The sequence below is a fragment of the Pseudoalteromonas sp. SCSIO 43101 genome, assembly GCF_023650775.1.
Taxonomy (GTDB): domain Bacteria; phylum Pseudomonadota; class Gammaproteobacteria; order Enterobacterales; family Alteromonadaceae; genus Pseudoalteromonas; species Pseudoalteromonas apostichopi.
On record NZ_CP072673.1, the window covers coordinates 2,392,685 to 2,408,005 of the forward strand.

Here is a 15,321-nt window from a genome sequence, read left to right on the forward strand (position 1 = left end):
TGCTCCTAAATTAAAAAAAGCTCCACGGTGAGCGTAACCTACGCCTCGTTGTTTTTGCTTCGGTGCTTTGCACTTCGACTTTTGCTGTCGCAATTTTACTCCCCGTGTGCGGATTGACTAAGGAGTATATTGTTTCAATCTGAACCCGCGCTTTATGGCTGAAAACCCCTGAACTAGTGTCGTTCCAGCATTGAATTTTCTGATTATTTTGGTACAAACACAAATCTTGAGGCTGTTGACTTTGCCAACTCATTTTTAACTCAAGATCACAAAATTCGTGCTGTTGTAATACAACGCACACTTTTGGTGTGATATCAAACTGAGTCGCTTGTGCATAGCTTGGGGAAGCCCAAATAACAGCAACAAACACACACAGACTAAAAGCAAAATACTTCATATTAAAAAATATGATTGAATCCTATAAATGCAGTCATCGAGTACGTGTGTTCAAAAAGCGGACTGTCATCCACGGCTGAGTAGTCATAATATGCTAAATGAAAACGAAGAGAGTTAGCCTCACTCAGGGGCCAACGGGCGTCGATTTTAGCATAAGGTTGCCAGCTACTGCCAACATCAATTTCCCCATATGAGGACTCTTCTGCCGATAAACCATAAAAATAATCATTTAGTCTGGCTGATTTGTACCAGATCCCTAGGCTAGGTGCGACCGATAAGTTTCCTATACGGTGATGTGATTGCCATTGTAAAGCACTACGCAAACCGTTATAAACTCCGGAAACATCGGTCAACGCTTGTACAGAGATAACATGATTATTTCGAATATAGTGATAACTTAAGCCAGCATCTAAAGCCCAGCGTCTTTTTTTAATATCGCTTGTAGATACAGACTTTTCTGCCAGTTCATTACTGGTGGTCGATTCAACAATAAAACTATTTGATGTTTGCAGTGCAAATATATTACTTGGATGGAAATCTATAAAGAAACGCGTCTCAGGGTTGAACTCAGTAACAAAGTTAACGACGTGACTATCACTCTCTTGTAATGAATAACCTAAACGGCCATTATCAAAGAACCATTTTTCACCATAAAAAGCGATTTCAGGCAGCACGAGCAAAGGTAAGTTATCACCTCCATGAAGTGGATTCGTGATCACCCCCGCACCTGTATTAATACTTAGATGCCATTGCTGGGTATCAATCTGTTGATTTGCCACACGGCTTTCACGTTCAGTGCGCGTTGAGTCATCAGCGCTTGCTTGACTCACTAGCATGCCAAATATGGCATAAACCAGTGCGCACATCCTGATCGTTTGAGATTTCATTGTTATTTTACGACCAAAGAAATTTATGCAATAAAAGCATAATATCAAGATGTGAACAAACTGTCGTTGCAAGGTTACAACTATTCACAAATTTGATACATATATCGATTAAGTTTGTTACTCTTCGACGATTTCTATGCGATTGCGACCATGCTCTTTTGCTAAATAAAGCGCTTTATCAGCTTTAGCAATCAGTTGTTCCGGTTTACTATTTTTAGCTTTAATAGCAATACCAAAGCTTGCTGTCACTTGGCTTAACACCTTGTCAGATTTAGGATTTTTAATTTGTAGTTTAGTAACAGCCTGACGTAGTTGCTGGGTAAAGTTAGTCATATCACTAATGCTGGCAAACTGAGCCGTGAAACAAAACTCTTCGCCACCATAACGATAAGCTTGGCCAACACTTGAAACATGCTTAAGTAGTTTTGCTGAAACAGCTCGTAAAACTTGATCTCCTTTTTGGTGACCAAAGGTGTCGTTAAACTGTTTAAAGTGATCGATATCGACCATTGTAAGCACGGCGACTTCAGCTAAATTATTAGTTTGGCAAAATCGCGTTATATCTTCATCAAACTTACCACGATTATAAAGCCCAGTCAGAGGGTCTTTTTCAGCTTTACTTCTTGACCTAACAAGCTCTTGCTTTAGCTCTGTAATTTCGGAGTACGCCATAGCGAGTTGGTTTTGAAAATCTTGCGCACGGCTTTGCAAAGCTGCCGACTCATCACTTAAACGCTCTACACAATCAAGTACATCATCAAAGCCACTTTCTTGGCTTATATCAGCACTCGTTAGTGTTTCACGACACTCTTGCAGCGCCTGATTAAATTCAGTTGAGTAACTTAGTGCTTCGTTAATATCTTGATGTACCTTGCCAACAACATCGTTAAAGCCGCTAGAGAGCTGATAAAATAGTGCCAAGTCATCCCGAGATAAGTACTTATCGAAAAGCCGCTTTGCCTGCTCATGACTACAAGTATTGTGTTGTTTAATAATACTATCGAGCTCTTTACTTAACTTTTGATTTTTATCACTCACATAGCAATACCAAAGCGCATAATTAAGCGGCGTAATTGGCATCTTGTATTTTACCATTAGAGGAATTGCGAGCTTCAGACAATGGCTCGAGTAGCTTAAAGAGTGGTCGGCTTGCGCTGAGAGTATCATGAGTCTAGGCCATGAAAATTTTTATTATTTCAATTAAGTTAACAACACCCAAAGAAAAATCAATGAAAAAGGATTTTGACAGACTAAAACCAGTAAAAACCACGAAAAAATTTTACAAAAACCAATACTAAATAACTAATTAAAGTGTGCGGTTGTATCTATGTAAAAGTTTAAATTAAAGTCAAAGCCACTAGTTATTAAGTTAAATTGCTTGCTGGGTAAGCGATTGAGCAATACTCCAAATCGCGTTGAGTGCAGGATCATGACGCTCTTTATTTAGTACGGCTAGACCAATTTCGAAACCTGCAATAGTTTGTTCTGCATCACTAACAATTTGCACTTTATCTTTGAGCGGGCTGTTATCCAGTACTATTTTTGGCACCATAGCAATACCTAAACCTAGACTCACCATAGAGACCATAGCTTCATGACCTGCAACCTGCGCATATATACGGCCATGAATATTCTTTTTACGCCACCACTGCTCAAGACGCTGCCTTGATAAACCTTGCTCAGCAACAATAAATTCTAAATCTGACCAATCAATTTGCTCATTTGCTGACAGTTTTTCGCTGATCGGGCACACAATTTTTGGCGCAATCAATACTAGTGGCGAATAACCAACACTAGTAAAGGCAATTTGTCCCGGTAGTTTTGTTGGTTTAGCAGCAATTGCCATATCTTCATGACCATCTAAAACACGATTTATTGCTAATGCAGGGTCACCAGTATTCAAAGTAATTTCAATATATGGGTGCTGCATACGCAGTTGTTCAAGTATTTGATGTAAAAAACTATATGAGGCAGTTACAGAGCAATAAATACTGACATTGCCATAAACATGCTGTTGCGGCTCTTGTACATTAGCTTTAAAACGATGCCAGTTAGCAAGCGTCGCATTAGCGTACTCAATAAATGACTCACCCTCGCGGGTTAATTTTACGGTGCGATTATCCCGATTAAATAACACCACCCCAACCTCTTCTTCGAGTTGCTTGATGTTCCGACTCAAGGTTGGCGCACTGATATGGCAAAGCTCACTGGCTCTTGCAAAGTGTAGCGTCTTTGCTAACGCCAAAAAGTAATTAAGATGTTTATGATCCATACCACCACCATTTCATTTTATGAAATACTTTAATTCAAATATATCATTTTACGCAAGGTAAAAAATTGCATAGTGTTAAGACATACAAAGAACACTACGTCGGTTCTTTGATTTTCTAACAAAATTGTATTTATAGGACACTAACAATGGCGAATTATTTTAATACTCTTCCTTTAAGAGAGCAGTTAGCGCAATTAGCGCAGTGTGAATTTATGGACCCAGCAGAGTTTGCTGATGGTGTAGACGCTTTAAAAGGGAAAAAACTCGTTATTGTCGGTTGTGGCGCACAAGGCCTTAACCAAGGTTTAAATTTACGTGACTCAGGTTTAGATGTTTCTTATACATTGCGTGAATCAGCTATTGCTGAGCGTCGTCAATCTTTCTTAAACGCATCTGAAAATGGTTTTACTGTAGGCACATATGAAGAGCTTATCCCAACAGCAGATGTAGTATTAAACCTAACACCTGATAAACAACATACCGCTGTTGTAAATGCTATTATGCCTTTAATGAAGCAAGGCGCAACGCTTGCTTACTCACATGGTTTCAATATTGTTGAAGAAGGCATGCAAATCCGTGAAGACTTAACGGTTATCATGGTTGCACCTAAGTGCCCTGGATCGGAAGTACGTGAAGAATATAAGCGTGGCTTTGGTGTACCAACATTGATTGCGGTTCACCCAGAAAATGATCCTCAAGGCCATGGCCTAGCTCAAGCTAAAGCTTATGCAGCTGGTACCGGTGGTCATCGTGCTGGCGTATTAAAATCATCATTCATTGCGGAAGTTAAATCTGACTTGATGGGTGAGCAAACGATTCTATGCGGTATGCTACAAACCGGTTCATTACTATGCTTCGACAAAATGGTTGAAAAAGGTATTGATGCAAGCTACGCGTCTAAACTAATCCAATACGGTTGGGAAGTGATCACTGAAGCACTTAAGTATGGCGGTGTTACTAACATGCTTGACCGTTTATCAAATCCAGCAAAAGTAAAAGCATTTGAATTAAGTGAAGAGCTTAAAACAATTATGCGTCCACTTTACAATAAGCATATGGATGACATCATTAGCGGTGAATTTTCTCGTGGCATGATGGCTGATTGGGCTGAAGATGACGCAAAATTACTAGCTTGGCGCGCCGAAACAGCAGAAACCGCATTCGAGAAACAACAAAATACAGATCAAGAAATCAGCGAGCAAGCATTCTTCGACCAAGGTATTTTAATGGTTGCCATGGTTAAAGCAGGTGTTGAGTTGGCCTTCGAAACCATGACTGCGGCAGGTATCATCGCTGAATCTGCTTACTATGAATCACTACACGAAACGCCACTTATCGCGAATACCATTGCTCGTAAGAAGCTTTTCGAAATGAACCGAACTATTTCAGATACTGCAGAGTATGGCTGTTACTTATATAACCACGCGTGTTTACCGTTGCTGCAAGATTTTATGAAAAATATCGATACAGATGTAATTGGTAAAGGTCTTGATAGTGCTAGCAACCAAGTTGATAACCAAACCTTGATTGCCGTGAATAAAGCACTGCGCGAGCACCCGGTTGAAATTATTGGTAGCAAGCTACGTGGTTACATGTCAGCAATGAAGAAAATTGTTTAACCCTGGAAAGTAAGTTTCGCTTGTTAGAAACCAAGCCCAATTGCTTATATGCTTTGGGCTTTTTTTTTGTCCCTACATTGATTCGTCATCTATAAAGTGTATGCTAAAATTACTGACTTAAATGTTGTAAACTAAGACACTTTCATGGCGTTAAATCAACTCACCATTACTAAAAAAATTACACTGCTTGGCAGTTCTATCGCCCTAATTGTTGCTGCGTTAATCGGCGCAACGGCTATATATAGTGCAAAACAAATCATTGAACAACGAATGATTGAATCTGAACTACCTAGCAAATTGCAAGCAATTGATAATTATATTACTCATGATATAAATCAAATGATCAGTGCGGCAGAGCAGCTATCTAGTAACGAATTTGTATTAGAATGGGCTCGCTCAGGTAATACTGATGACAAGACTTTGCTTAAAGAGCTCAACCGCCTTGTTAAGCAATACGACTTAGCAACTGCTTCGTGGGCTAATCGAGAAACTGCACAATATTGGAACCAAGATGGCTTTTTGCGAGTTTTAACCAAAGAGCAGGATGGCTGGTTTTATGCGTTTACCAACACTACACAGCCTTTTTCAATCAGTATCTATCAAGAATCACCCACTGATGTAAAAATGTTTGTAAATCACCAGCAAACCAATGGGATTGGTTTAGCAGGCCTTGCAAAAAGTATTGACGATATGCAAGCAATGTTACAGCGTTTTAAAATTGAAGAGACTGGTTTTGTTTACATTGCCGATAAAAACGGCCTAATTCAGCTTCATAAAGACGAGAGCAAAGTCGCCAAAGCTAAATTAGATGACGTTTATAAAACTGCTATCACTCGTTCTCTGTTAACTCAAAGTGAATTCAATTTACAGGAAATCGATCTTGATGGTGAAGCGACATTAGTAGCCGCAAGCCCAATCCAAAACACAGATTTATTTGTCATTGCCCAAGTACCTAAGCACGAAGTATTTTCTAGCATCCAAGTTTTACAATGGCAAATTATCAGCTTTGCAATTGTTATTGCCCTCATTGCAAGTTTTGCTGGTTTAGTGCTTGCACGTACACTATCATCCCCGCTGTCTAAAATGGCAGAGTTGTTTACTCGTTTAGGCTCAGGTGATGCAAATTTAGCTTATCGTTTGCCAGCTTCCGAACAACCTGAACTCGCTAACTTGTCAGCAGGCTTTAACCAATTCATCTCTAAGATTGAGACTGCTATCAGCCAAGTTGCCCAAGAAAGTAGTGAAATAAGACAAAGCGCTGATCATGTGTTTAAGCAAGCACAGAAGAACTCTGAAGCGCTAGATAATCAAAAAGAACAAACAATTTCGGTCGCAGCAGCGATTAATGAAATGGGTGCGACAGTGCAAGAAATTGCCTCAAGCGCAGCTAATACGGCTAAACTCACTGAAAACAGTAAACAAAATACCGAACAAAGTCATACTCAGGTAACACAAAGCAAAGAAGCAATTATAGAACTTGCATGCGATATCGATAACATCACTGAGCAAGTAAACGAGCTTGCAAATAAAACGCAAGCTATCGCCAGTATTGTTGACTCTATCAGAGGTATTTCTGAGCAAACTAACCTATTAGCACTTAATGCGGCGATTGAGTCAGCTCGTGCTGGTGAGCATGGTCGCGGTTTTGCAGTTGTAGCCGATGAAGTAAGAGCATTAGCAAACCGTACTTCACAATCAACAACTGAAATTCAAACGATGATCAGTGAACTAACGAATACGTCTGATCTAGTGGTAAATCATATCAATCACTCGAAATCACAAGCACAGTTAAGCGTTGATGCAATGCAAAGTTCAGTTGAATTGCTCAATGCCATTAACGATGCTGCCAATGAAATAAACGATATGGCGACCTTAATAGCGACTGCTACCGAAGAGCAAAGTAACGTAGTGGCAGATGTGGGCCGTAACATTGAGCAAATAAGCGATATTAGTGACAACGTAATGCGTGAACAAATCGACAGTGAACAAGCAATCAAAGATTTAGCAAACAGTGCTCAAACTCTTGATGACCTTGTTGCGACCTTCGATAAACGCTGACACGTTTTGTAACAGTTAACCCTGACCCTTTTTCATTCACGGCCTATACTTAAATGGTATTAGGCCAAGAATTAAGAGGGTCAGATGAAATTACCTAGCATTGTTTTAGCCTCAAGCTTTTGCTTATTAACAGCGTGTAGTAGTACAGAAAATAACACCGCTCCCCCACCACTTGCTTTGACGCAAAGTAATACGTTTACTCAAACCTCAGTTGAAACTCAACAAGAGATTTTTGCATTAAATGAACATGTAAAAGAGCAACTTGATAGTACCTTTCCAAAAGACAGCCGTTCATTGCAAAGCACTAAACGTTTGCTCAAGTTCCTTTTGCAAAATGGTGATGCGTCTTTATCTTATCAATCTGGTGCTACCTTAACGGCTAATCAAGCCTACTCAAATTTAAACGCAAATTGTTTATCGTTATCGATTTTAGCCTACAGTCTTGCTGAGTATCTCGGCCTTGAAGGACAATTTCAAAAAGTACATATTCCAGAATATTGGGCACTTGATAATGGCTTTAATTTACTCACAGGCCATATCAACTTAAAAGTAAGTGAGGCCCAAAAGCTCGTGGTAAATAGAAAAGTCATTTACCCAGAAGAGCGCTCTTTAGTGATAGATTTTGACCCAAACAGCCGCCAAGAAGCGTTTAAAACCAGCAACATCAATAAAGCACGTATTACAGCAATGTTTTATAACAATAAAGGCGCAGCTGCGATGCTAAAACATGATTATGATACTGCTTTTAGCTATTACAAAGCAGCTGTTAATATTGATAGCAACTACTCAGGTGCTTGGGGTAACCTTGGGGTATTGTTCAGATTAACAGATGACTATCCAAGAGCTGAAACAGCCTACCAATACGCGATTAGTTTAGATCCAGATAACAACACCGCATTAGGCAATTTAGCCAGACTCTATAATCTGACCAATCGCGAAGAGCAAGGCCAGGCGATATTAGCCAAGCTTGATAATAAGCGCCAAGCAAACCCCTATTATCACATTTCTTTAGGTAATGATGCTTACACGACCGCCCGTTATCAAGATGCAATAAAGCACTACAAAAAAGCCCGTGACTTAAACCCAACCCTGCATGATACTGATTTTGGTTTAGCGAGAACCTATTATCAATTAGGTGATCTAAAGCTCGCTAAAAAGTACTTAACTATGGCAAACAATAAAGCAGACTTTGATCATGATAAACAGCGTTACGAAAGTAAGTTACAAGCGCTTCGCTCGCATACTGCAAAGCTTATTGATTACCGCTAGTGCTACACTAAGCACTGCGCAAGCTTTTGCCAGTACAGATTTAGAACGAGACGTCATAACGCTAACATCGGCTCAATTTGCTGGGCGAAAAACGGCGACTCAAGGCGCTCAGTTAGCCGCCCACTTTATAAAAGAGCGCTTTATTGCTCATGGCTATTCTGTTGATGATCAAGTATTTACTTATCAGTCAGGGCTCTTTGGCAAGGCTACTGGGCGGAACATTATTGCGACTAAAAATAGCCACTGTGAGAAGTGTAAAAAAGTAATTTTTACCGCTCATTACGATCATTTAGGGCAAAAAGGTAATCGGCTCTACCCAGGTGCGAACGACAATGCCAGCGGCGTTGCCGCTTTACTTTATTTAGCTGAGCACTTTGCGCAAAGCCCTCTGCCCTATCAATTAGTTTTTGTTGCAACCGATGCAGAAGAAAATGGCCTACATGGTAGCGAGTACTTGGTATCGACACTTAATAAAGACGAAATCAAACTTAATATTAATTTAGATATGCTCGTTGTGAACCCCAGAAAACCGCGTATCTATGCATTTTTAGATAATCAATCATTAGCACATTATCAAGCTGACATTAAAATTCTATCTGATGAACAGTTAACCTTTATGGTAACTAGCTCGTCAGCGAGGCTAAATCGGTTATTTGATCTCAAAGTTGATTGGCGCAGAGCAAGCGACCATTATTCATTCGCTAAAGCGGGGATCCCTTATATTTACTTTGGTATAGGACATGACAAACACCACCACCAAAGCACAGACACGGCGGCGCACATCGACTTTACACTATTCGAATATGCCATAGCGAAAATAGCCCTATTTATTGAAAAGCTTCCAAGTTAGTTATTTAGGTAGCTCAGACGTTAAAACAAACTGTCTTTTTTGTGCTTTGCTGAGCTTTTTTACGCTTATTTCTAGTTTAGTTGCTTCACTACGGTTACCCACCTGCTGTTGATAGATAAGCGTTAGAGGCCCTTTTCCCTTAAGATTTTTAGCACCTTTTCCAGCTTGATGCTGAGCGAATCTTTTTTCAACATTGGTACTGATCCCTGTATACCAATGACCTAAACGTGTTTGCACTATATACAAATACCACATGACATCTGAGTTATCGCTGTTTTTTAAAGGCTGATGTAAACTTTTTGGGTTTGCAGTGGTCAAATTTGTGCCTCGTGGTTTTTAATCGCATTTCAGTAAAAACAATTACTGAAAAGGGTTTTACCTTCTGTGACTAATCGGTATCATGCAGTGTATAAAAAATAAGGATTCAAACAAATAATGCAGTCGTTTAAAACTTTTTCTTTTTGGTTAGTACTTACCCTTACTTTAAGTGCTACAGCAGGGTGTTCAAGCTGGGTTTACCGTATCAATATTCCTCAAGGTAACTTTTTAGAACAATCAGATGTAGATAAGCTACGTGTTAATATGACTCGCGAGCAAGTACTGTATGTTCTAGGCAAGCCAGTAGCAGAAGACTCTTTTGATAAAAATACGTGGCATTACCTGTATGTATTTAACATTGGCCGTAGCAACGAGCAACGTAAGTCACTCACTATTAACTTCGAAAATGATAAGCTTGTTTCGTTATCAGGTGACTACGAGCAACCTAGCGAATTTAATACGCCGCTTGAGCAAGAGTAATCTTAATTCTAATTAATTAAGGGTAGCCTGAGCTACCCTTTTTTATGCCTTGTTTAGTGGCCTTCCGCCAGTCACTTTATTGGCACGTCCTTCTTCTTTGGCCTTTTCAGCTCGACGTCTGCGCGCATCCTTTGGATCAGCAATAAGAGGGCGATAAATCTCAATACGATCCCCTTCCTTTACTTCTTGATTAAGCTTACAGGTACGGTTCCAAATACCCAGTGTTAAGTTATTTGCGTCTATTTCAGGACACTTATTGATAATACCCGACTTAATCACCGCTTGCTCAGCTGTCGTGCCTATCGGTACTTCTACTAATAAACTGGTTGCCGTTGTTGGTAAAGCAAAAACTACTTCAACAGTTATCATGGACGAACTCCGTACACAGTTTTAGCACGCTGCGTAAATGCATTAACCATATTTTTAGCTACTTCGTTAAATACTTTTCCAAAAGCCAGTTCGATAAGTTTACTCGCAAATTCAAACTCAAGATGAAGCTGTACTTTGCACGCTTTATCGTCCAGCGGTAAAAATTGCCATTTACCTTGTAACTTTTTAAATGGGCCATCAACTAAGCGAAGTGCAACAGTTTGCTCATCAATAAACGTATTTTCGGTAGTAAACCACTTTTTTAAACCCGCTTTTGAGATCTCCAAACTGGCCGTCATGCCACTAGCTTGTTGCGTGATGATTTTAGCATCTGAGCAATTTGGCAAAAACTCTGGATAAGCATCAACATCATTCACTAAATCAAACATTTCTTTGCTGCTGTACATTACAAGCGCACTTTTTTCTATTTGCGGCATATTCACTCCCAACTTTGTCGGCGAATTTTAGCAAGCTTTGGCTATTTCCCCAAATTTTAGTAACACGAAAATATCCGCAAAGCCTTAAAAAAGCGATGTAAAAACGCTGTTTTTACGTATAATATGGGCCACTATGGCTAAGAAAAAATCATCTAAATCGACAAGTAATACCATCGCGCTTAACAAAAAAGCGCGCCATGAGTATTTTTTACACGATAAGTTCGAAGCAGGGGTTGAACTACAGGGCTGGGAAGTAAAAAGTATCCGAGCTGGTAAAGTAAACATCTCTGAGACTTATATTCATATTAAAAACGGCGAAGCATTTTTACTTGGCAGTCAAATTCAGCCTCTCAACAGTGCTTCTACTCACGTAATTTGCGATCCACTTCGTTATCGTAAGTTACTTTTAAATAAACGTGAAATCGATCGTCTTATCGGTGCAACAGAACGCGACGGGTTTTCACTAATCGCAACTGCAATGTACTGGAAAAAATGCTGGGTGAAGTTGGAGTTCCACCTTGCTAAAGGTAAAAAGATGCACGATAAACGTGAAGACGGAAAGAATAAAGATTGGGCACGAGAAAAAGAGCGCCTAATGAAACATAAAGCTTAATTTATGAAATGAGCCTAACTTTCGTGTTAGGCTCGTACCCCTTACAAACACTCACTTTTTACAAAAATATCAATACCCTCTCTAAAAAACCCATCCTTTTTTGCTATTCCAAACCAGTACGTTTACATGATATCAATCTTTACCGTGACAACTTCACAACTTTTTCACAATTACACAAGGATTGAAATTTATGAAGAACACCCACCGCTTTCTACAGCGACCTCTCTACGCATTTACTATTGCAGCACTAAGTGGCACAAGCTTTATGTCTATTGCTGCTGAGTCAGATGGAGCTGAAAAGGTCGAGCGTATTGAAGTTACAGGTTCTCGTATTAAACGTTCTGACATTGAAGGGCCATCACCGGTACAGTCAATAAGTCGTGCAGACATAGACAATATGGGCTACGACAACCTACAACAATTATTAGAACGTATGCCAGTTGCAGGTAATGGTACTTTCTCTACTCGCGGCAATAACCAAGACTCTACAGCTAATGGGGCTGCTGCGGTAAGTCTCAGAGGCTTAGGCTCTGATGCAACATTAGTACTTATTAATGGCCGTCGTGTTTCAATAAGTGCTTTTGCGGAAAGCATCACCAATTCATTTGTAGATATCAACTCGATTCCTGTTTCAGCGATTGAGCGTATCGATATTTTAAAAGATGGTGCATCGGCAATATATGGTTCTGATGCGGTTGCAGGTGTAGTTAATATCATCTTAAAAAAGGATATTAATGGTCTAGAAGTAAACCTTGGATATGGTGGTACTGATGGTCCTAACTACGAAGAAAAAACAGCAAGCCTCGTTTGGGGTACCAGTACAGAAAAAAGCAGCGCATCAATTATTATTGATTACTTTAACAACTCAGCACTCTCCTCTGATGAAATGGGCCGTCTAGGTACAGCAAACCAAGAACCATATGGTGGTATGGATTTCCGTTCATCGCGTGGTTTCCCAGGCTACTTTTATGTAGATGGTGAAAAAACCATTGATCCAGCATGCCCTGCAGAAAATGCGACAGCAAGTGGTAGTTGTTTATTTGACTATGGCCCGTATGGTTACGTAACCCCTGCATCTGAACGTGTTGGTGCTATTTCGCAGTTTGAATATAACTTTGATAATGGTATATCGGCATTTTTAGAAGTTGCAGTACAACACAATAGTTCGCAAGCAGCTGGTGCACCGACTCCGCTTGATGAAGATGCCGGCCTTACAGTGCCAGCAAACCACCCTAACAACCCGTTTGGCCAAGATATCGAAATTGGTCGCTACAGAACAGTAGATGCGGGCCCCCGTCAATGGGATATTGAATCAGATACACTTCGCTTTGTTGCGGGCCTAAAAGGCGAGATCAGTGACTGGAGCTGGGAAGCAGCCGTTCAAAAAGGTCGAAGTAAATCAATGCAAACAGGCGATAGAAGCCAAGGCTGGGTGCGTACTGATTTCTTACAACAAGAAATCGATGCGGGTAACTATAACCCTTTCGGTGGCACCTATAATGACCAAGCAGTTATTGACCGTATTACGACAAGCTTAGTTCGTCGTGGTGAGTCTCATATGACATCATTTGATGCAAATATCAGTGGTGAAGCATTTAGCTTTGGCGATGATGTGGTGATGATGGCTGCCGGTATTGAATACCGTGAAGAAGATGTGAGCGATATTCCAGACGATCAATTCCAGCGTGGTTTAATCTTTGGTACTGAGTCAGTATCAGCCGCTGCAGAACGCGACCAATATGCAGCTTATATTGAGTTTTCAATTCCTCTTGCTGAAAATTTAGAGCTACAATTAGCTGGTCGATATGATGACTACAGTGATTTTGGTTCAACAACAAACCCTAAAGTAGCTGTACGCTGGGCGCCAACAGACTCAATTACTGTTCGTGGTTCATGGGCACAAGGTTTCCGAGCACCTTCACTAGCACAGATTGGTTTAGGCCCTTCTGAAGAAAGCCAATTCTTCGTTGATACATACCGCTGTCAAGCGACAGGACTTGACTGTAATGCCCTTGATTACAATATCCAATTTGCGGGTAACCCTAACCTTGAAGCTGAAGAATCAGAGTCATGGAATGTTGGTTTCATATGGGCACCAACCGCTGAATTTGGTTTCGGTGTCGATGTATGGAGCATTACGCAAGATAACAAGATAGATGAACAAGAATTCGGCCCTATCTATGATAATAACTGTAACGATCAAAACAGCACTGTGTGTGTGCGTTTAGCACCACAAAATGGTCAAAGTTTAGGTGTAATCCAAAAAGTTTACAGCACCTTTGAAAACGTTTCATCGCAAGAAGTATCGGGTGTTGATGTGTCGGCAAACTACACTCATGCTATGAACGATTACGGCTTCTTAAAATTCAATTTAGAATGGGCATACCAAAACGAATTTAAAAAAGATGGTCGCGATTACACAGGCGAGTACCGTTATCCTGAAAACCGTTGGATTTTCTCTACAAACTGGGAGATGGGTGATTTCAATACCAATGTAAATGTGAGCTACACTGGTGAGTTTGAAGATACACCAGACATCGACTTTGATGGAAACTTAGACTTTGATAGCAACACATCACGTATGGTTGATTCGCAAACACTGGTTGATTTACAAACTGCGTATAACTTCTCAGATAAAATCAAACTATCTGTGGGTGTGAATAACGTGTTTGATGAAGATCCTCCGTTTGCAATCGGTGATGGTGATGGCGACTTATATGGCTATGTGTCGAGCGTACATAACCCACGTGGTCGTTATTTCTATACTAAACTAACAATGCGCTTTAATTAATCGCGTTGAGCTTAAAAACAAAAACCCGCCAATTGGCGGGTTTTTTAATTCGCTAACAAAGGCCTAAATTATAGGTCGCCTTCGTTTTCAGAAAGGAATTTAGCAACACCTTCAGGGCTTGCATCCATACCTTTTTTACCTTCAGTCCAACCTGCTGGACATACTTCACCGTGCTCGCTGTGGAACGCTAGCGCGTCAACCATGCGGATCATTTCGTCGATGTTACGGCCTAGTGGAAGGTCGTTAACTACTTGGTGACGTACGTTACCTTCTTCATCGATTAGGAAAGAACCACGGAAAGCAACACCTGCTTCTGGGTGCTCAACGTCGTATGCTTGACAGATTTCGTGTTTAACGTCTGCAACTAGTGCATATTTAACTTGACCAATACCACCGTCAGCAACGGCAGTGTTACGCCATGCATTGTGTGAGAATTGTGAATCGATAGAAACACCGATTACTTCAACGCCACGCTTTTGGAACTCTTCAAAACGCTTGTCGAAAGCGATTAACTCTGAAGGACAAACGAAAGTGAAGTCTAACGGGTAAAAGAAGATAACTGCTTTTTTACCTTTGATAGTTTCTTTTAGGTTGAAGTTTTCAACGATTTCACCGTTACCTAGAACAGCTGCTGCAGTAAAGTCTGGTGCCTGACGGCCAACTAATACACCCATTTTTATCTCCAAATATTTGAGTTTATTTCCAATTGCCTATGCAATACTCACTTATATATGGTTACTAAAAAGCAAAAACCAAGAGTAAGTATTGATAATTTGCAAGATAGTTTAATGAGGTTACAGACAAATGAACAATCGAAAAAAGCGATATGCCTAATCGGAAAAATTGATTCACATTAAATACTGACGATTCTTATCAATTCGTGAAATAAGTGAGGACCTTTTTTATAGTGGTAGCGACAGGTCTAATCCCTCAAAATGATTAAGTATTATTAGTATTAATCT

15 protein-coding genes are annotated in these 15,321 nt (G+C 40.2%); 7 read left to right on the forward strand and 8 right to left on the reverse strand.

Going from position 1 to position 15,321, the window contains the following annotated elements; genetic code table 11:
• Positions 1-10: 10 nt before the first annotated feature.
• From J8Z25_RS11150 to ilvY, 4 genes are all read right to left on the reverse strand, one after another.
• Positions 11-397 (reverse strand): DUF3019 domain-containing protein, encoded by a 387-nt coding sequence (locus J8Z25_RS11150; RefSeq protein WP_130051075.1) that lies wholly within the window; start codon positions 395-397, stop codon positions 11-13.
• Between the two features lies 1 nt (position 398).
• Positions 399-1,226: a MipA/OmpV family protein gene (locus J8Z25_RS11155; protein WP_484581370.1), complete on the reverse strand. Its 828-nt coding sequence runs from the start codon at positions 1,224-1,226 to the stop codon at positions 399-401.
• A gap of 174 nt (positions 1,227-1,400) precedes the next feature.
• A complete protein-coding gene (locus tag J8Z25_RS11160) occupies positions 1,401-2,378 on the reverse strand; it encodes a GGDEF domain-containing protein (protein ID WP_250661055.1) in 978 nt (325 codons plus the stop codon).
• Positions 2,379-2,652: 274 nt separating this feature from the next.
• Entirely contained in the window at positions 2,653-3,555 is a 903-nt protein-coding gene (gene ilvY / locus J8Z25_RS11165; protein WP_130051073.1) for an HTH-type transcriptional activator IlvY, read from the reverse strand.
• Positions 3,556-3,701: 146 nt separating this feature from the next.
• On the opposite strand from ilvY, the gene ilvC reads away from it, so the two are divergent.
• From ilvC to J8Z25_RS11185, 4 genes are all read left to right on the forward strand, one after another.
• Positions 3,702-5,174: a ketol-acid reductoisomerase gene (gene ilvC, locus J8Z25_RS11170; protein WP_130051072.1), complete on the forward strand. Its 1,473-nt coding sequence runs from the start codon at positions 3,702-3,704 to the stop codon at positions 5,172-5,174.
• 144 nt (positions 5,175-5,318) lie between these two features.
• Entirely contained in the window at positions 5,319-7,232 is a 1,914-nt protein-coding gene (locus J8Z25_RS11175) for a methyl-accepting chemotaxis protein (RefSeq protein WP_130051071.1), read from the forward strand.
• Positions 7,233-7,316: 84 nt separating this feature from the next.
• Positions 7,317-8,501, forward strand: a complete 1,185-nt coding sequence (locus J8Z25_RS11180) for a tetratricopeptide repeat protein (protein WP_167658354.1) — start codon at positions 7,317-7,319, stop codon at positions 8,499-8,501.
• Entirely contained in the window at positions 8,488-9,351 is an 864-nt protein-coding gene (locus J8Z25_RS11185; protein WP_239976937.1) for a M20/M25/M40 family metallo-hydrolase, read from the forward strand. Before J8Z25_RS11180 ends, J8Z25_RS11185 begins: the two co-directional genes overlap by 14 nt.
• On the opposite strand, the gene J8Z25_RS11190 is transcribed toward J8Z25_RS11185, so the two are convergent.
• A complete protein-coding gene (locus J8Z25_RS11190; RefSeq protein WP_233786746.1) occupies positions 9,352-9,669 on the reverse strand; it encodes a GIY-YIG nuclease family protein in 318 nt (105 codons plus the stop codon).
• Between the two features lie 117 nt (positions 9,670-9,786).
• On the opposite strand from J8Z25_RS11190, the gene J8Z25_RS11195 reads away from it, so the two are divergent.
• A complete protein-coding gene (locus tag J8Z25_RS11195; protein WP_063528054.1) occupies positions 9,787-10,149 on the forward strand; it encodes an outer membrane protein assembly factor BamE in 363 nt (120 codons plus the stop codon).
• Positions 10,150-10,191: 42 nt separating this feature from the next.
• Here the strand turns inward: J8Z25_RS11195 and J8Z25_RS11200 are convergent, their stop codons facing one another.
• Together J8Z25_RS11200 and J8Z25_RS11205 are read right to left on the reverse strand one after the other, a co-directional pair.
• Entirely contained in the window at positions 10,192-10,518 is a 327-nt protein-coding gene (locus J8Z25_RS11200; protein ID WP_130051068.1) for an RnfH family protein, read from the reverse strand.
• A complete protein-coding gene (locus J8Z25_RS11205) occupies positions 10,515-10,955 on the reverse strand; it encodes a type II toxin-antitoxin system RatA family toxin (protein WP_167658356.1) in 441 nt (146 codons plus the stop codon). Before J8Z25_RS11205 ends, J8Z25_RS11200 begins: the two co-directional genes overlap by 4 nt.
• Positions 10,956-11,088: 133 nt before the next feature.
• On the opposite strand from J8Z25_RS11205, the gene smpB reads away from it, so the two are divergent.
• Positions 11,089-11,568: an SsrA-binding protein SmpB gene (gene smpB / locus J8Z25_RS11210; RefSeq protein ID WP_063700124.1), complete on the forward strand. Its 480-nt coding sequence runs from the start codon at positions 11,089-11,091 to the stop codon at positions 11,566-11,568.
• A gap of 265 nt (positions 11,569-11,833) precedes the next feature.
• A complete protein-coding gene (locus tag J8Z25_RS11215; RefSeq protein WP_233786807.1) occupies positions 11,834-14,359 on the forward strand; it encodes a TonB-dependent receptor in 2,526 nt (841 codons plus the stop codon).
• 68 nt (positions 14,360-14,427) lie between these two features.
• Here J8Z25_RS11215 and J8Z25_RS11220 read toward each other — a convergent pair whose 3' ends face one another.
• The gene (locus tag J8Z25_RS11220) at positions 14,428-15,033 is read right to left on the reverse strand and encodes a peroxiredoxin C (protein ID WP_054551729.1); all 606 of its coding nucleotides are present in this window, start codon (positions 15,031-15,033) and stop codon (positions 14,428-14,430) included.
• Positions 15,034-15,321 lie beyond the last annotated feature (288 nt).

Coding starts and splice junctions, on each gene's coding strand:
- J8Z25_RS11175 (WP_130051071.1), top strand. CDS start 5,319: ATGGCGTTAAATCAACTCACCATTACTAAAAAAATTACACTGCTTGGC.
- J8Z25_RS11195 (WP_063528054.1), top strand. CDS start 9,787: ATGCAGTCGTTTAAAACTTTTTCTTTTTGGTTAGTACTTACCCTTACT.
- ilvY (WP_130051073.1), bottom strand. CDS start 3,555: ATGGATCATAAACATCTTAATTACTTTTTGGCGTTAGCAAAGACGCTA.
- J8Z25_RS11220 (WP_054551729.1), bottom strand. CDS start 15,033: ATGGGTGTATTAGTTGGCCGTCAGGCACCAGACTTTACTGCAGCAGCT.
- J8Z25_RS11215 (WP_233786807.1), top strand. CDS start 11,834: ATGTCTATTGCTGCTGAGTCAGATGGAGCTGAAAAGGTCGAGCGTATT.
- ilvC (WP_130051072.1), top strand. CDS start 3,702: ATGGCGAATTATTTTAATACTCTTCCTTTAAGAGAGCAGTTAGCGCAA.
- J8Z25_RS11160 (WP_250661055.1), bottom strand. CDS start 2,378: ATGGTAAAATACAAGATGCCAATTACGCCGCTTAATTATGCGCTTTGG.
- smpB (WP_063700124.1), top strand. CDS start 11,089: ATGGCTAAGAAAAAATCATCTAAATCGACAAGTAATACCATCGCGCTT.
- J8Z25_RS11200 (WP_130051068.1), bottom strand. CDS start 10,518: ATGATAACTGTTGAAGTAGTTTTTGCTTTACCAACAACGGCAACCAGT.
- J8Z25_RS11205 (WP_167658356.1), bottom strand. CDS start 10,955: ATGCCGCAAATAGAAAAAAGTGCGCTTGTAATGTACAGCAGCAAAGAA.
- J8Z25_RS11180 (WP_167658354.1), top strand. CDS start 7,317: ATGAAATTACCTAGCATTGTTTTAGCCTCAAGCTTTTGCTTATTAACA.
- J8Z25_RS11150 (WP_130051075.1), bottom strand. CDS start 397: ATGAAGTATTTTGCTTTTAGTCTGTGTGTGTTTGTTGCTGTTATTTGG.